20 protein-coding genes are annotated in these 21,891 nt (G+C 47.0%); 19 read left to right on the top strand and 1 reads right to left on the bottom strand.

The features are described 5' to 3' along the window. The first annotated feature begins 60 nt into the window (after positions 1–60). Both MKY24_RS19795 and MKY24_RS19790 read left to right on the top strand, forming a co-directional pair. Positions 61–1,314, top strand: coding sequence for an OFA family MFS transporter (locus tag MKY24_RS19795; RefSeq protein WP_023989863.1), 1,254 nt, complete (start codon positions 61–63; stop codon positions 1,312–1,314). Positions 1,315–1,491: 177 nt separating this feature from the next. Further along, positions 1,492–2,403: a serine/threonine-protein kinase gene (locus tag MKY24_RS19790; RefSeq protein WP_028542467.1), complete on the top strand. Its 912-nt coding sequence runs from the start codon at positions 1,492–1,494 to the stop codon at positions 2,401–2,403. 42 nt (positions 2,404–2,445) lie between these two features. On the opposite strand, the gene MKY24_RS19785 is transcribed toward MKY24_RS19790, so the two are convergent. Then, positions 2,446–4,533, bottom strand: coding sequence for a vWA domain-containing protein (locus MKY24_RS19785; protein ID WP_233903761.1), 2,088 nt, complete (start codon positions 4,531–4,533; stop codon positions 2,446–2,448). 638 nt (positions 4,534–5,171) lie between these two features. On the opposite strand from MKY24_RS19785, the gene MKY24_RS19780 reads away from it, so the two are divergent. From MKY24_RS19780 to MKY24_RS19700, 17 genes are all read left to right on the top strand, one after another. Then, positions 5,172–7,340, top strand: a complete 2,169-nt coding sequence (locus MKY24_RS19780; protein WP_023989860.1) for a hypothetical protein — start codon at positions 5,172–5,174, stop codon at positions 7,338–7,340. 119 nt (positions 7,341–7,459) lie between these two features. After that, on the top strand, positions 7,460–7,885 hold the full coding sequence (locus tag MKY24_RS19775) for a hypothetical protein (RefSeq protein ID WP_013311475.1): 426 nt from the start codon (positions 7,460–7,462) through the stop codon (positions 7,883–7,885). A gap of 130 nt (positions 7,886–8,015) precedes the next feature. Then, complete coding sequence (locus MKY24_RS19770) at positions 8,016–8,465, top strand: DnaJ domain-containing protein (protein WP_025720823.1); 450 nt, start codon at positions 8,016–8,018, stop codon at positions 8,463–8,465. A 32-nt stretch (positions 8,466–8,497) separates the two neighbouring features. Then, positions 8,498–9,046, top strand: a complete 549-nt coding sequence (locus tag MKY24_RS19765) for an FHA domain-containing protein (RefSeq protein WP_028542469.1) — start codon at positions 8,498–8,500, stop codon at positions 9,044–9,046. 67 nt (positions 9,047–9,113) lie between these two features. Then, the gene (locus tag MKY24_RS19760; RefSeq protein ID WP_025720819.1) at positions 9,114–9,641 is read left to right on the top strand and encodes an FHA domain-containing protein; all 528 of its coding nucleotides are present in this window, start codon (positions 9,114–9,116) and stop codon (positions 9,639–9,641) included. Positions 9,642–9,676: 35 nt separating this feature from the next. Then, positions 9,677–10,507, top strand: a complete 831-nt coding sequence (locus MKY24_RS19755) for a protein phosphatase 2C domain-containing protein (protein WP_023989856.1) — start codon at positions 9,677–9,679, stop codon at positions 10,505–10,507. 22 nt (positions 10,508–10,529) lie between these two features. Further along, complete coding sequence (locus tag MKY24_RS19750) at positions 10,530–12,407, top strand: serine/threonine protein phosphatase (RefSeq protein WP_076295855.1); 1,878 nt, start codon at positions 10,530–10,532, stop codon at positions 12,405–12,407. 46 nt (positions 12,408–12,453) lie between these two features. Beyond that, a complete protein-coding gene (locus tag MKY24_RS19745) occupies positions 12,454–13,773 on the top strand; it encodes a hypothetical protein (protein ID WP_023989854.1) in 1,320 nt (439 codons plus the stop codon). Further along, on the top strand, positions 13,770–14,459 hold the full coding sequence (locus MKY24_RS19740; protein WP_028542472.1) for a hypothetical protein: 690 nt from the start codon (positions 13,770–13,772) through the stop codon (positions 14,457–14,459). Before MKY24_RS19745 ends, MKY24_RS19740 begins: the two co-directional genes overlap by 4 nt. A gap of 31 nt (positions 14,460–14,490) precedes the next feature. Further along, complete coding sequence (locus tag MKY24_RS19735) at positions 14,491–17,142, top strand: molecular chaperone (RefSeq protein ID WP_264454673.1); 2,652 nt, start codon at positions 14,491–14,493, stop codon at positions 17,140–17,142. A 37-nt stretch (positions 17,143–17,179) separates the two neighbouring features. Further along, positions 17,180–17,692, top strand: coding sequence for an RDD family protein (locus MKY24_RS19730; protein WP_076295853.1), 513 nt, complete (start codon positions 17,180–17,182; stop codon positions 17,690–17,692). Between the two features lie 60 nt (positions 17,693–17,752). Next, a complete protein-coding gene (locus MKY24_RS19725; RefSeq protein WP_023989850.1) occupies positions 17,753–17,905 on the top strand; it encodes a hypothetical protein in 153 nt (50 codons plus the stop codon). Positions 17,906–17,923: 18 nt separating this feature from the next. Further along, positions 17,924–18,700 carry a hypothetical protein gene (locus tag MKY24_RS19720; RefSeq protein WP_023989849.1) on the top strand — a complete coding sequence of 259 codons (777 nt, stop codon included), beginning with the start codon at positions 17,924–17,926 and terminating at the stop codon, positions 18,698–18,700. Positions 18,701–18,725: 25 nt separating this feature from the next. Then, positions 18,726–19,325 (top strand): hypothetical protein, encoded by a 600-nt coding sequence (locus MKY24_RS19715; protein ID WP_071558384.1) that lies wholly within the window; start codon positions 18,726–18,728, stop codon positions 19,323–19,325. Then, positions 19,322–20,734: a hypothetical protein gene (locus MKY24_RS19710; protein ID WP_023989847.1), complete on the top strand. Its 1,413-nt coding sequence runs from the start codon at positions 19,322–19,324 to the stop codon at positions 20,732–20,734. Before MKY24_RS19715 ends, MKY24_RS19710 begins: the two co-directional genes overlap by 4 nt. Further along, a complete protein-coding gene (locus tag MKY24_RS19705; protein WP_023989846.1) occupies positions 20,731–21,378 on the top strand; it encodes a hypothetical protein in 648 nt (215 codons plus the stop codon). The genes MKY24_RS19710 and MKY24_RS19705 overlap by 4 nt, the downstream gene beginning before the upstream one ends. Further along, on the top strand, positions 21,360–21,884 hold the full coding sequence (locus tag MKY24_RS19700) for a hypothetical protein (RefSeq protein ID WP_028542476.1): 525 nt from the start codon (positions 21,360–21,362) through the stop codon (positions 21,882–21,884). The genes MKY24_RS19705 and MKY24_RS19700 overlap by 19 nt, the downstream gene beginning before the upstream one ends. The last annotated feature ends 7 nt before the right edge of the window (positions 21,885–21,891 follow it).

Raw genomic sequence — 21,891 nt, 5'->3', positions numbered from 1 at the left:
TCCCGGTTATCATGATAACAAACTGACGCTGTAGAGCCGGAATGAAAAGAGGAGATTTATATGAAAACAAACAGCGGAAATCGTTGGCTTGTCGTGCTTGGAACGATAATTGTCCAGATGGGATTAGGAACCATTTACACATGGAGTTTATTTAATCAACCGTTGGTGGACCGCTTTGGCTGGAACCTCAGTTCGGTTGCCATTACATTTTCAATTACCAGTTTTGCACTGGCGTTTGCTACATTATTCGCAGGCAAACTACAGGATAAATGGGGACTACGTCGTTTGATTTTGTGTGCAGGTGTCGTGTTAGGAGCAGGGCTTATGCTCAGTTCGCAGGTAACATCGCTGTCCCTGCTTTACATTTTGGCGGGTATTGTCGTAGGTTTTGCGGATGGAACGGCATATATTACATCATTGTCGAATCTGATTAAGTGGTTTCCTGAGAAAAAAGGACTTATTTCCGGTATTTCGGTTGGTGCATATGGAACAGGCAGTCTTATATTCAAGTATATTAATGGTTCGTTGATTCAGTCCGTTGGCGTATCACAAGCGTTTTTATATTGGGGAATGATCGTGCTGATCATGATTGTGGGTGGTTCTTTCCTGGTAAGAGAAGCTGTAGTCGTGAACAAGCCTTCGGTACAAAATGGGGTTGTACAGCGGGACTACACCGTTAAAGAAATGCTGCGCACCAAGCAGGCATACCTGCTGTTCGTAATGTTCTTTACCGCTTGTATGAGTGGTCTATACCTGATTGGAGTAGTCAAGGATATCGGCGTACGGATGGCTGGTCTAGATGTAGCAACAGCCGCTAATGCGGTCGCTATGGTCGCTATTTTCAACACGGCGGGTCGGATCATTTTAGGTGCGCTATCGGATAAAGTAGGTCGTCTGAAAGTAGTAGCGGGTGCTCTATTAACAACGGCGGTCGCAGTTACAGTGCTGAGTCTGGTACCGCTGAATTATGGTTTGTTCTTTGCCTGTGTAGCAGGAATTGCTTTTTGCTTCGGCGGCAACATTACAGTCTTTCCTGCCATCGTAGCTGATTTCTTCGGCCTGAAAAATCAAAGCAAAAACTATGGTATTGTGTATCAAGGCTTTGGCCTCGGTGCGCTGGCGGGGTCATTTATCGCAGCCTTGCTCGGTGGATTCATCCCTACCTTTACCACGATTGCTGTGCTGTGTGTCGTATCGTTCCTGATTGCCCTCACCATTCGCACTCCAGAACAAGGCAAAGGCAAACTGCGCAGTGAACGGAAGAAAAATACCAACAGTGTGCGCAGCATGAAGCCTGGAACGAAACTGGGTTAAACGATTTGAGAAAAAAGAACCAGATGAATGCCAAAAGACCTGTCATCATTTCTCTAAGGGAGATTATGGCAGGTTATTTGTTTTTCCAATAATCTATTTTACGGTATAATAAAAAGATGTGTAATAAGCCGATATATACAAAAGACATAAGCTAAGAACCTGACAGGAGGACGAGTCATGATCGTGGACACAAGCGGGAATCTGCTTGCCCGCAATACGAAGCTGCGAAATACATATCAAATTCGAAGCGCCTTGTCCCGCAGTGAGCTGGCCATCGTGTATACGGCAAGGCTGTTGGATAACCGAGAAAAGGTCATTGTGAAGGAATTTTTTCCGAATGCACTGGCTTTGCGGGGGATGGATCGAAAAACGGTCACTTGCGGTGCTTCTATGCAATCCAAATACGTGGAGTTTATGCATTATTTTTTGCGTGAAGGGCAAATGTTGAAGGAGTTAAGTCATCCGGGAATTGTCGGTTATATAGATCACTTTGAGGAAAATGGAACTGCCTATCTGGTCATGGAATACTGTGCAGGCAAGACACTGGATCGAATGATGAAAGAAGAGGCTGTGCCAACGTATGATCCCACTTTTTTGTACCATACGCTGCTACCTTTAATTGATGCCATGGAGTACATTCATGACAAAGGAATTATTCATCGGGATATTAAGCCGGGTAACATTATGATTGGGGAAAATGGCAAGATCAAGCTGATTGATTTTGGTTCGGCTGTGCATTTTGAAGGTAAAGAGCATCCGATCTTCACCACGGCGGGCTATTCTCCGCTGGAATTTTACTCTAATCGTTCGCAGCAGGGGCCTGTATCGGATATCTATAGTTTGGCCGCCACGCTGTATTATTGCCGAAAAGGAACACCTCCGCCAGATGTGCCAGGCCGATTGTTTGCAGATCATTCCGAGCGGATTCAGATTGAAAATGCGGGACTTTCTCTACTGCCGTATGTCATTCGGCGTGGTCTGGAGGTACAGGCTAACAAGCGTTGCCGCTCACTTCGATGGTTTAAAGCCGCACTACGTGCGGAATATTGGATAAAAAAAGGGAAGCGCCCTACTCTTACGGTTCGTTAATCGTAAGAGACGGTGCTTCTCTTTTTTACGTTGTGACGGACATTATCCTGTCGGAGCTTGGATATGGTCGGTGTACACTGAAGTATTCGGTTTAATCGCTTTGTATCGCAGCTCGATTTCAGTCACACCATCCTCGAATGTAATGTACAGTTTGTCGCTGTACTCCATGACCGCTTTTTTGTTGCGGGCTAATCTGATCTTTCCATGCTGTAAGGCACAGCGTGTATCATGTTTCACGATTAGGCTCCCTTTTTTGCCTGCGGAAAATAGAATCCGTTCCGCTTCTGGCAACGGTTCGTGAACGTCAAGCGTACGGAACAACTCCTGTAAGCTGACCTTACGACCCGGAAAGGAGGTGAGCGGCCAAGATTTTACCGGAATCTCCTGTCCACTTGCTGTAGCGAGAAAATATCCTTCGATTCTTCCGGCAAACTGCGGCTTCGGCCGCAAGAACCAATACAGAAAAGCGGCTACCACGACACTGATGGCTACCGTCCATTTAATGGCTGTATACCGGGATTGTACGGAAACGGTTAGTGTAGCGCTGCTGGATGCGCCTTCCGGATCGGTAGCGGTAATCTTTAGCTGAGTGTCACCTGTGTGGAGCTCGGATAGCAGCAGATCATTACCGTTAATCTCAGCATGGACCGCATCCCCAGAGGCTTCTGAATCCAGCTTATAGTTCAGCTTGTCATGATTCGGGTCAATGATAAAATCCGATAAACTTCGACGGGAATCGCCGTCTTCTTTTACCAGGCGAATCGTCAGGTCTTTCAAGACTTGTGGCGCTGCATTGGCCGCGTGAACTTTATGTACAGTTCCCTTACGGTACCATTGCGGACTATCCAGGGATAGCTGCCATGTATAATCCCCGGTTTGAGGGAACGCATATTCGGTATGGAAGGCTCCTGACTTATAGGTCATAGGCACCTTTTTGGCTGTGCCCCCCTTTGGAGTAACTATAATATGGGCTTGGAGAGACGTATATACGGCTTCATCCGTAAGCTTTTGACTGTCGGGTAACAGGAGCTGAGCTTGAAACGGTGTGGCTTGACCTTTCAGCAACTGCACAGGCTTGTCGCCATGAGTTGCCGTTGCTTGCTTTCCTCCCATGGTAGCTTCGGCTTCCAGTCGATAGCTGCCAAGTAAATTAATTTTTACCAAATCCCCGCGTATGCCCCGTAGTTTCAACTTCACTTTACCTGCCTGTGGATGCTCGATTTTTAAAATCGCATATCGGCTCGACTTGTACCTGCGGACATTTTCTGAATTGGAATATAGCTGTGTTTCCAGAAGGGGATGCTCCGACAAAAGCACCAGATTGGCTTCCTCCATACTAGAATCAGGTAGAGTTACAGTTAATTCTTGCATCTCGCCAGTGGTCGTAATTGCAGCAATTGGAACGAGCTTGGAGCGAATTTGACTGGCGAAAATCCGGTTCAGAATTTCCGGCAGATCCTCGGCACTACTCGTAATAAAAGAAGCTCCACCCGTTTGAGAAGCGATCCGTTCGAGTTCTTGTCGGTTCACTGTGCCATCATGGTTCAGACCAATCGTGTACACCGGATATCCCTTGGTCTGTGCAGATTTGATGACAGAGGACACATCGTTATTGGAGTCACCTTTAGATCGGGAACCAGAGGAGGCACCAAAATCAGTCTCTCCATCTGACAATAGAATCATAAAAGGCTGACGCCCTTGGGATGCTCCTGCCGCTAGCAGCTCCGAGCCTTTGCGCAACCCAAGTCCCAAATCCGTATAACCGGAACGGTTTAGCGTTCTGATATCCTGCTGGATTTGGGATTTTTGCGCTGCCACGGCAATCGAAGTCAGTGGTTTCGAGGCGACCACGTTGTGATTGTAGGCAACGAATCCTACGCGTGTGCGGTCTGCATCACTCAAATCCATAAACATATTGATGACTTCGGCAGCAATGCCCTCAGGATCAGTATCTCTCATGGAATAACTGGTATCCAATACAAAAACGGCATCATAACCCTCGATCGGGACAGCACCCAAAGATGCTGCATTAGCCTGATTTACAGTGCAAATGCCCCCATTTAAGCCCATTTGTAAAAATAGTACAAAAGTCATGAAAACAATAATCCCTAGTTTCCTTATTCTGAACATAAGCTCCTCCATCGTCGAGACCAACATGGGGGGATCAACTCTCCTAATCCTTGGGATATAAGGGATAAAGGATCAAAACAGCTGATAAACCTCACATTAGCCATGAATTTGATTCTTTTACGCTTATCAGAAATATCCAATGGACTTCTATCGGTAATTGGGTTCCATTTGTGAATATTTCCCTGAAGAAACAGGTCTAACATATCATGAAAATTACGTATTCACGCATAAAATGAGTCAAAATGCCCTGTTTCAATCTGAGACTACAGAAATTGACAAAACTGAAGGGTACTTTGTATGATAGCTCTCGTATCAACGGCAAAAATTGGGATTGAAGTTAGGAATACGAAATCATAAATTTAAAATTTCTGTGTTATCTGACTTTTGAATTTGAAAAACATCTCATTTGTATGCTTTGCCGTTAAAAGCCGAATAACGCTTCGGACCGATTTTCGAGGTTACATGCCTGTACCGTAAATGTGGTATAAGCTCAATCCTTTGACGAATTTAAATGTTAAGTAGGGGGGAGGAGGCAAAAGAACTAAAAATGAGTATTCGTCCGTTTCAAATTGGACATCCCGTGTTCGTATATGGAGCAATGGACCTATAACTCATACTTTATTCATTTGCCGACAGCGATGGAAATCATTTATCAAACCAACCGTACAATGCTTTTTGAAGAGATTAACCCGGAAAAGCTGGACCTGATCACCATTGTAGGTGATGTGAAGGGTATTGACAGCTTGAGCGATGAAAAGATCAAGGAAATTAATCAGCACCTTCTGGTGCGCAGCTTTGACGAATTTTTGGATAAGTTTTCACCAACCGTGTATTCGTTTTTTAACGCGGCCAATCAAAAAGTCGTCTACACCCTTAAAAAGCCAGAGGGAATTGATGAGGATAGCATTTCTGAAATTCGTGTAAATCAAAGTAATGACTTTCTGAAAATGTTGTTTACGCTCATCGATACCAAGCGCAGTCAAGGAATTACAAATGTAGATTTCAAATTTGAAAATCTGCTGGATATGATTTCACCGAAAAAGGTCATGGATGATATTCGTCAAGTCCGCAAAGAGATTCACTATATGTATGGTGAATACGACAAGCTGGATGATGGCGATCCAAAGAAACTCGACATGGGTGACAAGCTGAATGGAATGTTCGAGGAAGCGAGTCAGAACTATAACAACGTTATGGCTATGCTCCCACTGGCAATTGAGGACATCAAAACCCGCCTTCTGCTCGGTGGCGCCCAAGAGGAAAACTCCGGCGAGCTGATTCAGGTGGGTATGCTCTCCATTGGGGAAAGCGGCGAACTGAAAATTATTGAAGCGCCGAAGAGCGACAGTACTGAGCTGATGTTATTGGATGAGAACAGCACTGGCGATCTCTCCCAAGTATTCGAAGAGGATTATAACTCCATCACAGATACGCCTTCTGACTATGTGAAGGATTTGGTGGTTCGCACGTTTGTGCCACTGCCGGCAGTTCAGACCAAGGTGGATACAGCGGTTGAAGTTCAAAACTACAACACGTATCTGGAGTTCTATAAAAATGCCAAGGACGATTTCGTAAAGGCGGTTAAGCCGCTTGTGGAGAAAATTCTCGGTGTCAAAATGTTCTTCGATCAATATGCAACGAAGAGCAAAGGCATGCTGCCGACAATGCTGGTGGCGAACAACAAGCTGGACATGCTGGTGAAAAGCAGCAATATCCCGCGCCTGGAAACATACCTGAACACTGTGAATGCTAAGAATGAATTCAGCGACACGATCTGGTTCGGTATCGTTCCATCCGTCGAGCTGGAAGCAGCCGGTAAGGTAAAAGTTTCACGTGAACGCTTCAAGGGTAACGAGAAGGTCGTTAAGCAGGGCGGAAATTCTATGGAATCGCTCTCGATGCTGCTGCAAGTCGTGAAGGATTACAAAATTCAAATGTTCTTTAACTTTGAATCCGGTGAAGAAACGACTTTCAACAGTATGGCGACAGCAGGTATCGACAAATATGTCGATAAATGTGCCAGTCTCGTTCGCAGAGAATATAGCGAATTTGCCATTCCTTGTGTACCGAACTTTACGATTATTCCGAAGGACAAATCGGGTGTCATTATCGACAGCAAAATGCTACAGACCGAAGACGGTGTACAGCTCTCTAAGGAGAAAGAGGATATTCTCAAGCTGTGGATCGAGGGCGTTTATGTGGGTGCAGCCTATGTTGCCGCCGGCTTGGTCGCTTCCTATCAGTGTCCTGAATACCTGCGTGAGACGTTCAAAACGGTCAATAAGAACTTCCCTGGCGTACGCTTCGACATTGAAGCGGGAGACAACAGTCTGCGCACGGTGACGACGATGGCCAAGGAAATCACCGGTTTCACCAACACGATCAAGGATGCCATCAACCGTAAAAACTTCGGCTTTGTATTCTCGTCGGAGAATGCTCAGATTCAGGATAAGGATATCCGCCGGATTACCGTCTACAAGGCGAGAAGCATGGCGATGTCCGAGGACGGTTTTGACTCCATCTACAAGACGCTGGTCAGCACGTACATTGAACGTATTTTGCGCTACCAGACAGGGGACTTCAAACACGAAAATATCGTCCGCTTCTTCAGTAACAATCCGAGCAGTCAGAAGAGCAAGTGGCTGAGCAGCAGAGGATCTGTTAACTCGATCATTCAGGACGGAGACGATATGAGCTTCATTATTGATGAGAAAAGCAATATGTGCCATATCGATCTGGTCTTCAACGGTAATGTGAAAAACCTGGAAGTCATGATCACTAAGGGAACCAGCTCGGTCAAATCATGATCCGAGCACTACGAAAGATGTTAGAGGCGTTTCTATCCAGAACCGCCTTTATACATAAATCGCGGAGAAGCTCTGCATCTCCCGCCATCATATTACCTAATTTCAAGGAGGCAACACACATGGGATTCAGATTGAAAGTAGAAGGACAAGAAACAATCGAGCTGGGCTTGGATAACATCCAAACGGTTATTTATGACACCGATACACCGGACGATTCCAATGCACGCTCCACTGACGTAGGCTCCACGCTGCGCATCAGCGGCAAAATCATCACAGCAGTAGACGGTGACAGCGCGGATGACACGCTGAAACTGGCTTTGTGGTCTCTGGTTCCTGCTGAAAAAGCAGACAGCTACCGTAAAGTAACACTGGAAGTTATCGCAGCTGATCAAGTTGTGCGTAAAATCCACTTCCCGAATGCTTTCGTTGTAGACTACAACGAGCACTTCGGCGACACAGAAGGTGTAGGTGCATTTACACTCTACATCAAACAAAAGAAAGACAAAACCGAGCTGGCTACAATCGACGGCGGATATCCGGTTTAAGCTTAACGTCTTCACGTTAAGTGCAGCTTAAACACACACTCACCCGGCACACAAGTGCAGGGTGGATAAATATTAAGAGGCCTACGGGTCTCTTAATATTTATTTTTTTCGGAGAGGGGAACATCACACAATGACCAACTACTATGAGCTGCTCGGTGTCAGCCGGGATGCTTCGGAGGCAGAGATTAAGCAGGCTTACCGTAAACTGGCCAAAAAGTATCATCCTGATACCAACCAGGGAAGCGAGGAAGCAACGCGCAAGTTCAAGCTAATTCACGAGGCTTATAATACCTTGCGTGACGAAGCATTGCGGCAGGCATACGATGCCGAGCTCATCCGAAAAACTGAGGGAGCTGGCGGGGAACAGCGAGAGAGAGGCAGAGGGGCTGCATCCTCCGGCGGTGCGCGTACGGCAGCCAAAGGATTCAATCCGGCTGATATAGGTACTGATTTTGAGCAATTTTTTGGTTTTCATCCGAAAACGAAGGAGGGCTCACCAGGGAAAAAAACGAAAAAACCCGGTGATCCGACGGATACCTCAGCGATGTTTAACCAATTTTTCGGTATTCGTAAAAAGTGATGATTTCAGGATAGAAATGGGGGAAGCAAGCAGTGAAAACGGCGCAGAACAGATGGGTTTTCATCATAGATGTTGCCATGTTCGGGCTGATGCTGGCGATCGCCTTTTATGTGTTTAATCGTACAGGCTACAGCGGTTTGAAAACCGTGGTCGCGATAGGTATTGGAATCGGCGTGCTTGTATACATATTGCGCAATCTGGTGTCCGTTGTACCCGTGGCCAAGCCAAAGGCACAACGTCATCGGATTGCCAAGCTGGTGTTGATTGATGAAGAGGGCGAGTCCATTAAAGAATGGTATATCGAAGGCGAAACGTCGCTCTTAATCGGTAAAACAACGTCACGTTCAGAGGCGGATATTGATTTGGTAGGTACAGACTATGCCTCCCTGGTAAGTGTGGAGCATGCGGTACTCAACCGGGTGAACAGCGACTGGTTTGTGGAGGATGTGGATTCCGGTAATGGTACAGGCTTGCGGTCTGCCAACGAAAGTGTAACCAAGAAGTTGGAAAGCGGTGAGCCATACCGGATTTACTCAGGTGACTTATTATATATTGCCAATACGAGACTGCTCGTTAAATAGATGAGGATGCTGCAAAATCCTTAGATCGCTGAAAAGACAATCATGACAATGGGGGAAGGAACCGACTATGAGTTTGACAAGATGCCCGAACGGACACATGTTCAGTACACGAAAGCACGGAAATACGTGTCCATATTGCAACACGGTAGTAAATGTAGCTGCACCCAAGAGCGCAGAGCCAGCAGCAAAAACAAACGTCGCGGGAGATAATGACAAAACAATGCCTTATTTGGGTGAGACAGTGGGCATTCATCCAGTAACTGGATGGCTGGTATGCATCGAAGGAGCACAGGTGGGTCAAGATTATCGCATTATGGCGGAGAAAAACTTTATCGGGCGCGCAGAGGAAATGCATGTCCGCATTATCGGGGACAACACGATTTCCCGTAGAAATCATGCGGTCATTGTGTATGATCCGAAGAAACGTAACTTTTACTTGCTGCCAGGCGATTCATCAGGTTTGGCGTACCACAATAACGAAGCGGTATATTCACCAGCAGAGCTGGCTGCCTATGACGTGATTCAGCTGGGACACAGCAAATTTATCTTTATCCCGCTGTGTGGCGCCCATTTTGAGTGGGATAACGAAAACTAGGACGGAATTGGGCAATGGTGCAGGGAGGTAACGATATGCAGCCTTATTTTGTTGTAAGTGGAGCTGCGGTACTATTCGCTGTTCTGCTCATGATCCGTATACGACTGACGCGAATTTCCGGCAGCCGTACCGTGAGTGGAATTGAGATCGGAAATGGTCAAACGATCGGGAGCCGGAGCGAGCAGGATGATTATTTCTCCAGTATGACGACACCTGTCGGTACGCTGGCTGTTGTCGCAGACGGTATTAGCGGACTGGCCAATGGACGTATGTCCAGTACCTTGGCTGTGACGACTTTTACGAAGGCGTTTGCCAAGCTGGAAGATGCAACGAATTTGAACGGATATTTTGCAGAGGCGGCAACTCAAAGCAATCGCGGCATTTTGCAAAATTTGAATGGACAGGGCGGAGGAACGACGCTGGCTGCGGTCATTGTGTGCGGTTATCAGCTGTATTACGGAGCGGTGGGCGACAGCCTGATTACGATTTACCGTAATGGTCATTTCCAAACAGTCAATTCCAAGCATACAGCGGAAACACTGCTGGAGGAACGAGTGCTTGCTGGACAAATGACCTCGGAGGAAGCCAAAACGAGTCCAGTGCGCAATCAACTGGTCAACTACTTGGGCTATGAGGGCTTTGAGAGCATGGAGCTGGGTAGTGCACCGATTCGTCTGTATTCGGGCGATCATGTGCTGCTGTGCAGCGATGGCATTCAGGAGGCGCTGACGGAGATTGAACTGGAAGAGATTATGCGCAAGGGTGGAACACCACAGGAAACAGCGGATGCCATGATCGACGCCATTAATGATAAGGGCTTTAAAAGTCAGGATAATGCAACAGTACTTATTTTGGCAATAGGATGAAACAAGAAAGACGGGGGTAGCGATGCGCAAGGACAACAGCGATTTTAGTACCGCCTTTGTGTCGGAAGCGGGCTCTTACATAGACAACCGGGACTATTTTGCATTCATGGAGACGGACGACATGGCCTGTTATGTCCTCGCAGACGGTCTGGATTCGGATCAGGAGCTGCGCAGCGCAGAAATGGTTGTCAAAACGGTGCTGGAAAACTTCATGGAGAAGCCTTCCATGTCCAAACGGCGCTTGATGAGAGATCTTCGTGAAGCGCAGGAATGGCTGCAATTTGAAAGCCGTCGTGTTCGGCTCAAAGCTAGTCTGCTGATGGTAGTGACCAACTACAACAAAATGGTGTATGTTTCGTGCGGTAATGTGCGACTATATCATTTTCGCAATGGAAGGCTTAATTTTCGCAGTAAGGATCATAGCCTGGCTCAGTCATTGGCAGATGATGGACGCATTCCAGACGAAGCGACCAGCACACATGAGGAACGAGGCAATCTGCTGGAATACCTGGGAAATCCGAATGGGGTTCATGCCCATTACGCCAAAAAGACGCAGCTTGCAGATGGAGATGTAATGCTGCTCGCCACATCAGGGATGTGGGAGGACGTCGAGCTGGCAGAAATGCTGGGGGCGCTGGAGGAAGCGAAGGACCCGGTCATGCTGACGGACACCCTGGAAGAGGTTCTGCTAAGCAAACAGCACCGGACGGTGAATAATTACACAGCTGCGGCCATTTATGTAAATAAAGTTTTTCAGGAAAAGCCTAAAAACCGCCGTAAGCTGATTAAACGGATTTTGATTGCGTTGCTTGTCTTTATTGTTGTGGGCGGGGGAGCATGGATTACGCTGGCTCGTATGGCTGCGAATAAGGCAGCTGCGCTGGAAACGATGATCGAATCAGCCCAAGCCGCAGACGATTATGCAAGGACAGGGGATTATGCGAAGGCGCTTAAGTCTTACAGCGAAGCGAAAAACGCGGCGGTTAAAATTAACGATAAGATTCACAAGCGATTGTATACTGCAGAGCAGAAACTGTCTCAATTAATGGTTGATGGTGACGGCTATGTGGAAAAGGCGGACTTCACCAAAGCAGAAGCCAGCTACGCTAAAGCACGGAAAAGCGCCGGGCTATATCCACCGTTTAATGTGAAGGATATTGAGCATAAAATCGATCAATTGGACAGCTATGCCGAGACGGCGAGCTGGATGAAGGACGGAGATTTAAAATTTCAGGGCGGAGATTACACGAATGCGCTTAAGCTGTACAAAAAAGCGAACAAGGCTGCGATGGAATCCGGTTATACGTCCGCGCAAAAAGAACTGGAGAAGAAAATTACCGAGACCAACGATAAATTGACAGCTATTCAGCAGCAGCTCAAGGAGATTCAAGCTGGCAAACTTCAGGCCAAAGGGGATCGGATGATGAAGGATCTCGATTATGAAGGAGCCATTGATGCCTATAGCGGGGCACAGGAAATTTATCAGGAGATCGATAAGCTCGAAAGTGTTCTGGCATTGGAGCGGAGCATAGCCAAGGCGGAGGAAAAGCAGAGCGCGGAGCAGCAGAAAAACGGTCAGCTTCCTGCTGCATTGGGATTGTCTGACGGAGCGTTGAACGACACGGACGCAGGGGACGCAGCGGGTGGAGCTTCATCTTCCGCTGCTGCAATCCCTGCTGCAGAATCGCAAACGAAGGCTGCGCCAACGGCTTCAGCGGGAACTACACCTGCGAAGAAGGAAGCCTCTTCGGCTGCAAAGAGCATGGATACAGGCGATGGAACTGCCCCTTCGGCCAAGGTGGATACCAACAAAGAGCAAGGAACTGCTGATTCCGCTTCTAAAGCAGCAGGGGCGTCTGATTCAGAGAAGCAAGATCGGGCTGCTGCGAACGGAAGTTAAGTTTTTCATGTTCAATGAAGCTGGAGCCGGAAAGGAGTGAGACGTCGTGAAAGAGCTGGTACAAGACCGTTTGAGCAAGATGGACGATTTAGAGCAGAGACGTTTACTGAAAAATATGATGGCGGGGGTATTTATGAACCTCGTCGAATATCAGGAAGAAATGACCCGCCAGCTAGAACGGCGGGTATTTGAGGAAATTGAGAATACGGAAGAAAAGATTGATGTGTACGTGTCATTGACATCGCGTGAGGACTATGACCCAATTCATGAATTTTTATATCCTGTGTTACCGTCTGATACGGAGGAAAAGCAGATGGACATCAGCCGTGTGGCAGAGGTGGTACGCGAAGGCGGTGCGATGCCGCTGTTTACGCTTTTTCTTGAGATGGAGACCGAACGAATCTCAGCGCTGGTGCGCAGCAAGCGAATTTTCTCAGGAATGTTGGTCACGGAAACCGGCAATTATCCGATTCGTTTTCGTTTGGAGCATAACCGTTCTTATATTTTGGAGATTGAGCAGTTATATCATACCTTTATGCAAAATGGCATGCCGTGGAAAACAATTAATCACCCATACGCTTATAAGTTTGTGGACTGTGTATTGATTGGTGGAGACGGCGAGCCGGCTGCCCATGAAGAAATTCATGAAATTACAATTTCATTGGAGGAATTCGATGTTTTTAAGAAGGGCGACGTTTTTCCTCTTTGGAACATTGAAAGGCTATCTCTAAAGAACAGCGGTTTTCCTATACCCGCTATGGATCGTGTGAATTATGAGCATGTGCTGCCTTTGCGAAAAACAGGTCCTGAGCATGGTTATTTGATTGACGGGACTGAAGGTGATATCCGGTATATCAAGCGTACAGAAGAGGAACTGACGATTGTCACACCACGTGATAAGTCTGGCGAATGGAATGTGTTGAAGGTTACGAAGCCTGTTACAACGAGACTTAGTCGTCAGACTTATCCGTTATTGTCCAATCGGCGACAGGACAGCTTTTTGGGCCGCTATGCAGGAAAACAGGCCGTGATTGTCCGTGCCAAAGCGGAAATCATGCGCATCGTAAACTCGTTTGAAGCAGCGCAGGGGCTGGAGCTGGAACGTGTGGACATCTGGGGAGGTGCAGGGAGAAATGATGTAAGCAACCTGTTAACCAAAACCCAGACGTATCCATTAAATCCGTTTGTCAGCGATAACGTACGGACAGAGGAAGGCAAGCAGATCATGCGTTTGGGGTTCAGGCGTGGTTCTGACGATGTTTTGCCCACCGCGCCTGCTTATATTTTATCCGATTTAATGAGCTTTCTGGTATCGGAAGTGCAGATGTATTTTCCGGAGTACAAGTGTGAAGGAGAATGGGTGTGAATTACGTCTGGGATTTGCTCATGCGCGCGAGGGAACAGGGGCTGGATGTAGATAAATTCCGCTTCGTACCCGCTGTCAGCTACTCTCCGTATATGGAGCTTAGTCTGGCAGAGTTGAATACTTCCCATTTGGAGCAGGTAGTGGAAATAAATCCGTACTACCGCTTTTATTCTATTTTTCGGGATCTGTTTCCACCGGATGCTGAAGAGTATCTGGAGCTGAGAGAATCGCTATTTGATATTATGATGCATTTTCTGGCGGAAATGGACTTGTATCAAGGGATGAATCGGCGGGAGTACCATATCCGGTTTGTTCGGCGTGATATTGCAGAGGGCATTTTTGGCCCGAAGGTAAAGGAAGGCTTTGGACAATTAAACCGTGAGGATCAGGACGCGATTGCTGAAGGACTGCTGCGCCTGTATGAGACGGGAGAAGCCGTACATCTGCTAAAAGAAACGATGCGGCGCGTCTTTCATCGCTCAATCATTTACACCAATTGTGAGGAAAAAGACGAACTGCTCATCTATATCGGCCAAGAGGAGACACCGTTGTCACGGATTAAAGTGGATTTGATTCTGGATTTGTTTCTTCCGGCACGTTTTACGACGGAATTGTATTGGACAAGTCATTTCGGCATTTTAGAGGAAGATCCTACGATGAAAATAGACGCTATCGCCCTCTATTAAGGCTAAATGGCTAAGAAAGGACATGTGAACGATGAACGGACCCTATACATACAGGTTGCTAGACCCGCTCACCGATCGAAAAAGCATACGCTTCACGGCGAAATACACGCGGGCGGAATTGGAACAAATGACGACCTTTCAGTTACGCGGAATATGCGATAAGGAACGACTAGTCGAGGGCTTTGCCAATCGCCTGGCACGTGAAGAATTGATTCGCGTGATTTTGCGATTTCGGAGCGCGGAAGAGCATTTACTCATCACAAGGCCGAATCCTGGTGGTTTTGAACGCATGGAATCGGCACTACAGCGAAACTGGAACGACCGTCGGCAGGAGAGCAGCGGTATCCGGGTTCCCGCCAAAATCACGCTGTATCAGGGTGTACGCACAGGTCGCATGGACAACTACCGGATCGAATCCGATTTGCCTTGGCTGAGCTCATCTAATGTGCTGCTGGTGAATGCGACAGGAGAACTGTGCGGTGTTTTGAATTTGGTGAAGGATGAGGGACGAACAGGCGTATATTATCTTTCTCGTCATCGTGATGCTGAACTGCGAGAGACGTCCAATCATAGTTATAGCCTATTATTTTTGCGAAGACAGGAATCAGAATATTTTTATAACCTCTACTATGGAGATAAGCCAATGCTGCCGCTGAAGCTTCAAGGTCACCGGATTCCGGTGGCAGAGTTGATCATTCGGGGTACGGAAACAACAGATGCGGTACTTGCGATTGATTTTGGCACCTCGAACACCACAGCAGGTACTTATTTGGATAGTTCCTACGTTACGGCCCCTGATACAGGTATGAGCAGCACGGTAAGGCTGAACGCCATCAATTATGTGTCATTCCCCGGCCCAGAAGGAGCAGAAGGCGACTGGATCGAAGTATTGCCGACTGCTATTCGCGTCGCAGACTGCTCCAATCCAGAACGTATCCTTTATGTATTTGGGGAGGATGCACTACGTGGATCTGACGTGGCAGGCAGCCGTGCGACAGTATTACGGGGAATCAAGCGGTGGGTCAACGACTACAAGCGAATCGAGGAATTAATGGATTCCGAGGGGAATACAGCAACTGCCTCCCGCAGCGATATTTTAGCTGCTTTTATCCGTTATGTGATTGCTACAGCCGAGCAGCAATTTAAGTGTCGGTTCCGCAATCTGCACTTTTCTGCTCCGGTCAAGCTGCAGCCCCAATTTATAGAGATGTTTAGCGATATTTTGCCTGATTACCGGATTGAAGCGGAGGATGCGTTGGACGAAGGGCTGGCGGTGCTGTACAACACGCTGGCAGACCAGATGGAACGAGGGACTTTTGCGGACGGTGAGGAGTACCAGGCACTTGTCATTGATTGTGGTGGAGGCACGACAGATTTGTCTTCCTGCCGATTCCGAATTGAGGACGGACGTATTGCTTACAAGCTGGATATTCACACAACGTATGAAAATGGGGATACCAATTTTGGCGGAAACAATCTGACGTATCGGATTATGCAGTTTATGAAAATTGTATTTGCAGGTTATTATGCTGCGGAGACTCGTTTGCCTGACACCGATATTGATGCCCTGATCGGTATTCCTTCGGGAGATTTGTACCGTCATGTGGATGAGTTTGGTGTAGATGCTGTATATGCGGGACTGGAGGAACGCTACCGTGAGGCAGAGGCCATCTTGCCTACCGCGTTCAAACAGTATGAGCATGCTACACGGGATGAATATCAGCGGGTACTGAGTAATTTTCATCTGTTGTGGAGCGCGGCAGAAAATATGAAAAAGGAATTTTTTCTACGTACGGGGATCTTGCGCAGCCGCTTCGAATCCGAGCAGGTATTATCTGCTGAAAGCGACCTGAACATTGCAGTGATGGATCGTTGGCTGGTTTCAGTCATCGAGAACGGACGGTTTCGTGATGAATATGGTTTGCCTGATGTGGTGTTTAACATTCGGGAGATACAGCAACTTCTTAAGGCAGACATCTACAATATTGTGCGCAAGTTTCTGGATGATTTTTATCTGGAGGGGCGCTTGCAGGATTATTCGATTATCAAGCTAACCGGGCAGTCCTGCCGGATTGACGTATTTCGCGAAGCACTCAAGGAATTTGTACCAGGGCGCAGTATTGAGTTTCGTCAAAAGGCAGAGGACCTCAGCCGGGTACCTGAGTTGAAAATGGCCTGTCTGCGCGGGGCTATCCGTTACCTGAACGCTAAAAAAATGGGCACGATTGAGCCTGTCATTACCAATCATATTCCGGCTATTCCGTATACGGTCAGCGCATGGACACATACGGGACGCGAGAAGGAGCTGATTGCGAGTTTGGAGAGCAACCGGGTACGCGGTTCTATTTCCCGGCCGTCTCATGCGGCTGAGGTGGAGTTCTTCCTGACGGCCGACGGTGGCAAGCTGCGTCAGCGCCATGTGTATCGTAGTCGGCCAGAAGCTTTTGAACCCATGCCGTATGAGGAAATTGCCGTGTTGTATGGGCGGGATATCCCGCAAGATGATACGGACTCCATCCGCAATGAGGAAACGAAATATTTTGTTTTTGTCGGGGATAGCCGCTGGGGCTTTTATGTAGTCCCGATTACCCGCCGAGATGAATTGTTGCATCTGGGTCCCAAACGCTTTTTTGCCTTCGAAAATGATCTCTCCGAGCTGGATTTCTTTGACGGCACGAAATAATTGAATAAGAAAAGTAAACACATTTGGAGGGGACAGCATGCTGTATGCGGGTTTTTGGAAACGCACCTTAGCTTATATCATCGATAGTCTTATTCTATGGTTTGTATTTTTAATAATTGGATTGATCTGGATTGTAATTCGGGCCTTAGGGGATTGGGTACCCTCTCCAGCAGAAAGCTCTTTGCTCTCAGACGGATCGCCTTATATTTTTACAATGAAAACAATAGGACAGACCTTGCTGAATTGGGGGGCTATATGGCTATATTATGCGCTTATGGAATCATCCAAATGCAAAGCCACGGTGGGCAAGCTGGCTCTCGGCATCGTTGTGGTAGATGAGTTTAATCACAAGCTCAGCTTTGGACGTGCAAGTGCCCGCTACTGGAGTAAGCTTATATCGGTCATCATTTTGTTCGTCGGCTTTATCATGGCAGCCTTTACGGCGAGAAAACAGGCCCTCCACGATCTAATTGCCCGTACCTATGTTGTGGACAAACGCGAGCTGGACTATATCCTTCGTGAGCAGGCTCAACGGGGAGCCGGGATGTAAAGGTGGATAAATAGATTCTAAGATTATTATGAACCGTAGTTTTCAATCAGGGGGAGCACGATGGATATACGCAGATTTTTAGAAAAGAATATTCGCCTATTTACTGGACTACTTGGAGTAAGTAAAGCTCAACCCATCGATGATGCAGTTCCTGTTCCGCCTCCTGCACCCGGTGTGAATCGGCTATCTGTTCCCCTAAATAAAGAAGAATAGGGAAAGGAGGGGAGCACCATGTTAACGCATATCGTTCCGAAGTTTGAGAAGGGCCGTATTCTTAAAACCGAGATGCTAGAGAACCTGCGAGACTACCCTCGCAGTTTTCTGGATATCCGGTATCAGGATTTTTCGGATGGCATTATTACCGGAATGAACGTAACTGTAGGGGAGTACACGCTGACCATTGGTAGAGGCATCGTGAAGCACAAGGACAGACTATACCTGCTGGAGCAGGAGCAGGAAGTGCCGTATGCGGCCACGGGGCGGCTGTCGGTGTTGAAGCTGCTCTTTTTGGAACAAACAGATCGCCCGGATTTCACAGCCCATCATGCAGATATCGTGCTGGAGGATGAGGCAGAGATCGGTCTGGATGAGATGGAGCTGGGCCGATTCAAGCTCAAAGATGGAGCCGTGCTTCGCTCGGATTATCAGGATTTTGCTGACATGGCTACCGAATTCAATACATGGAGCGATATTTATGCTCCTTTTGCGGGTTTGAAGCAGAGTACATTGCGCCCGGAAACGATGCGCTACTTCGCATCCGAACTGCTTAAAAGTGGTGCCACAGATCCGATGGATTGTATGTTTGCGCTTATGTGCCTGAACCTGGAAGCCGTGGACAGAGAATCTATCCAGCATTACATTGCAAACCGAAATGGTGCGGAATACAGAGATTATTCTCATGCTCAGTTGCATAGACAGCTAGTTCTTATTCTAGAAGGCGCCGGACGTGGAAAACGAACAGCAGGCCGTTGGCAGGGCGGCGGAGCAGGACGGATGATTGTGGATTAGAAAATCAGGTAGAGGAGTGTGCATTATGAAATATGAGGATGAAAAGATTTTGGCTCGGCTCCGTGAGATGGAGAAGCTGAAGAGGTCTAACAATATTTTAGCAGGACCCATAATCATTAACGGTCAATCCTATGTGTTTGAAGAGCGATCTTTTTTTGAGGATCGGCTGAAAATGCATGTCCCCTCTATCTTTACTCCAATGCCCAAGCATTTACAAAAGATCAAATATCCTCATGAGCAACGTCCAGAAATGATTTTGACGAATGATTTGGGCAGTGTGGATGTTACCCTGAATCGGGTGGACCAGACGTTACAAGATGAATGGGTGGAGCAGCTCACTTCTGGCATGAAGGCTATGATGAAAAATATGAATCCTGCCCACGTATTTTATGAAGAAAAAATAGAAGAGATACATGGTAAGCAGATTGGCTATTTTGACTTTAAAAGTCCTGCGCTGGACCAGCCCATCTACCACAATATGTTCTACTTTGAGCTGGAAGGAAAGACGGTCATGGGAACATTTTGTTGTCCGTATAAGCAGTATGCTGAATGGCGGGATGTCGCCCTACAGATGATTCGTACCATTCAAACGGTTGACGAGGCAGAAAAGGAGGGATATGAATGAGTAACCCCATTTACACCACAGCAGATGTTCAGGTGGCCCCTTATCAGTTTCAGCGTGTATTAAGTATCCATCTCATTAAACAGTTAAACGAACATGTGAGCTTCTGCATACGTGGAATTGTTTCGGAGGACAAGCTGGATCAATACGTAGAAAAAGCGGATGAAGATGAGCACATCGAAGTCTTTTTAAAGAGTGAAGGCAAGGAGATCCGGTTTTTTCAGGGAATTGTCACGAATATTGCTGTAAAAGCTGTAAACGGAGTACGCGAGCTTACGATTGAGGCTAGCAGTGAAACCTTAATGATGGACATTCGCCCTAAACGTCGTTCATTCCAAAAAACAGGAGAGTCGTATAACAAACTGTTTTCGCATGTTACAAGTTCATATACTGATGCAGAAGTGATTGATGAGGCTTCTCATGGCGCAGCTATCGGTGAATTATTAGTGCAATACAATGAAACGGACTGGGCTTTTGTCAAAAGAATTGCTTCTCGGCTACATGCTGCTTTAATTCCAATTACGATGCAACAAGGACTGAAATATGTGATTGGTGTCCCCCATTCTAGTGCCCCTCAACCGCTGAACGAACATAACTATTCCATAAAAAAAGACTTGAAGGAGCACAAGCTCATGTCCCGCAACGGACTGCCGGAATATGGCGAGTCTAACAGCTTGAGCTATGAAGTGACCAGCAACAAAGTGCTAGAACTCGGTAGTTCCGTCATTTTTCATAAAAGAACTCTTTACATAGCCAAGGCGGAAACGACCACAGAAGGAAATCTGATCGTGAATCGTTACATTTTACGAGATGCACATGGGTTAAAATGCCCAACCGTCTATGCCTATGATCTGTCAGGAGCCTCTCTGTTTGGCAAGGTGATTGATATTTCCAAAGAAAAAGTGAAAATCAAGCTGGAAATTGATCAAGACTCGACTGCATCCGGGGCTATGTGGTTTCCCTATTCTACGGTTTATTCTTCTCCTGATGGCAGCGGCTGGTATGTTATGCCAGAAGCAGGGGATCAAATTCGTCTGTACTTTCCGGATGAACGGGAGCAGCATGCTTTTGCCGCCAGTTCTGTCGATCTTGCCTCCTCTGATCCGGTTAAAAGGAGTGATCCTGCGGTCAAAAGTATCAGCACCAAGTACGGCAAACAAGTCGTTTTCAAGCCTGGTGCAGTAGAAATTATCAACAGTGGGCAAATGCTCATGCGTCTCACGGATGAAGGCGGGATTGAAATTAATAGTAACAAAAAAATAACCCTGTCTGCTCAGGAAGATATCCAAATTACAGGGGGAGCGAAAATTATTATGGAGGGGAAAGAAGGCGTAAGTTTTATTCAATCCGGAGCCAAACTCGACATCATGGACGATGTGAGATTAACCGGGGGTAAGGTGAACATTGAATGAAGCTCATGGATCGGGATGCTGCGTTGCAGGATTTGCTGGAAAAGCACGTATTTACGGAATGGCTACATGATTTGGCACTTATTGAAAACAACTTTCTGGCACGGCAGCAAGCCATTGAAGAGGAGCTTTTAGCAGCTTTAGAGTCGCTATGCCAGCTCGCTACCCTTCAGCACGAGCAAGGTCGCAAGGGGGATATTCGATATATTTATATCTCCTTGCTCAGAACCCGTGTTATGAAAAATAGAGCGGTTTATCGTATAGACGCCTATGATGAGAATTGGTTTCTGGATGAGGCTGAATGCGCTGTGGAATGGTCGGCAAACTTTGTTTTCGAGCCTCTGTTCAATCGCATGGCTAAGCTGGAAAAGCTCAAGTCCGATTATGCCCGTAAGATTACGACGATGGATATTGAGCAAATTCAACAAATTGAAGCGGTTAAATACCATCTGCTCACCGTTGAGTTTCTGAAAAGTCAGATGCCCGCCTTCGTTGCTTCCCCTTCACTAGAAAGGTTGCCGAAAGCTGACATATGCACGATATTTGCCGGAGAGTATCGAGATGATAGCGAAATATTGTGCCGTTTTACGCATAGTGAGGGAGCCGAGACACGAGAGGGGGAATCTTCATGGATTATTTCCTCTTAAAGCAGGATGTGCGGTATACCAATGTTCCTACGCTACAAAAGGTGATGGAAACGATTGATCCGTGGAAGCTGTATGATTTGCAGCCGGAGGATATTGTCAAGCCATTGATGTTTCACGTGAAGGCAGATGCAGAAAGTATTTTTATTGATTATCTAGAAGGTCCCATTCCTCTTATTTCAGATGCTTTAAAGCGTCTTGTCCAGGCCTATGTGCCGGAGATGCCTATGAAATTAACGATACTTACTCAGATCGAACAGAGGATACAGAAGAATTACTATATTCCTTTTGTGGAGCGGCTCACAGCTGTACATCCGGAAAGTGAATGGAATTTGGATCAAAGTGTGTTTCGAAAGCTGGTATTACAAGCAGATGCTATTCGGAGCCACAAGATATTTACAATCCAGGAGAGTGCTATCCCGATGATCATCGTCCGTTTAGACGTGGCGGAAAGTATATTGCGGCGTGATTACACAGGGATCGCTTTGGAGCAAGTCGAGGTGAAATAGGGAGGGA

Source organism: Paenibacillus sp. FSL P2-0322 (assembly GCF_037975315.1).
Classification (GTDB): Bacteria; Bacillota; Bacilli; order Paenibacillales; family Paenibacillaceae; genus Paenibacillus; species Paenibacillus polymyxa_B.
Note: the sequence above shows the minus strand (reverse complement) of the source record. Positions and strands in the feature narration are given on the sequence as shown.

Coding starts and splice junctions, on each gene's coding strand:
- MKY24_RS19795 (WP_023989863.1), top strand. CDS start 61: ATGAAAACAAACAGCGGAAATCGTTGGCTTGTCGTGCTTGGAACGATA.
- MKY24_RS19790 (WP_028542467.1), top strand. CDS start 1,492: ATGATCGTGGACACAAGCGGGAATCTGCTTGCCCGCAATACGAAGCTG.
- MKY24_RS19785 (WP_233903761.1), bottom strand. CDS start 4,533: ATGTTCAGAATAAGGAAACTAGGGATTATTGTTTTCATGACTTTTGTA.
- MKY24_RS19780 (WP_023989860.1), top strand. CDS start 5,172: ATGGAAATCATTTATCAAACCAACCGTACAATGCTTTTTGAAGAGATT.
- MKY24_RS19775 (WP_013311475.1), top strand. CDS start 7,460: ATGGGATTCAGATTGAAAGTAGAAGGACAAGAAACAATCGAGCTGGGC.
- MKY24_RS19770 (WP_025720823.1), top strand. CDS start 8,016: ATGACCAACTACTATGAGCTGCTCGGTGTCAGCCGGGATGCTTCGGAG.
- MKY24_RS19760 (WP_025720819.1), top strand. CDS start 9,114: ATGAGTTTGACAAGATGCCCGAACGGACACATGTTCAGTACACGAAAG.
- MKY24_RS19755 (WP_023989856.1), top strand. CDS start 9,677: ATGCAGCCTTATTTTGTTGTAAGTGGAGCTGCGGTACTATTCGCTGTT.
- MKY24_RS19750 (WP_076295855.1), top strand. CDS start 10,530: ATGCGCAAGGACAACAGCGATTTTAGTACCGCCTTTGTGTCGGAAGCG.
- MKY24_RS19735 (WP_264454673.1), top strand. CDS start 14,491: ATGAACGGACCCTATACATACAGGTTGCTAGACCCGCTCACCGATCGA.
- MKY24_RS19730 (WP_076295853.1), top strand. CDS start 17,180: ATGCTGTATGCGGGTTTTTGGAAACGCACCTTAGCTTATATCATCGAT.
- MKY24_RS19725 (WP_023989850.1), top strand. CDS start 17,753: ATGGATATACGCAGATTTTTAGAAAAGAATATTCGCCTATTTACTGGA.
- MKY24_RS19720 (WP_023989849.1), top strand. CDS start 17,924: ATGTTAACGCATATCGTTCCGAAGTTTGAGAAGGGCCGTATTCTTAAA.
- MKY24_RS19715 (WP_071558384.1), top strand. CDS start 18,726: ATGAAATATGAGGATGAAAAGATTTTGGCTCGGCTCCGTGAGATGGAG.
- MKY24_RS19710 (WP_023989847.1), top strand. CDS start 19,322: ATGAGTAACCCCATTTACACCACAGCAGATGTTCAGGTGGCCCCTTAT.
- MKY24_RS19705 (WP_023989846.1), top strand. CDS start 20,731: ATGAAGCTCATGGATCGGGATGCTGCGTTGCAGGATTTGCTGGAAAAG.
- MKY24_RS19700 (WP_028542476.1), top strand. CDS start 21,360: ATGGATTATTTCCTCTTAAAGCAGGATGTGCGGTATACCAATGTTCCT.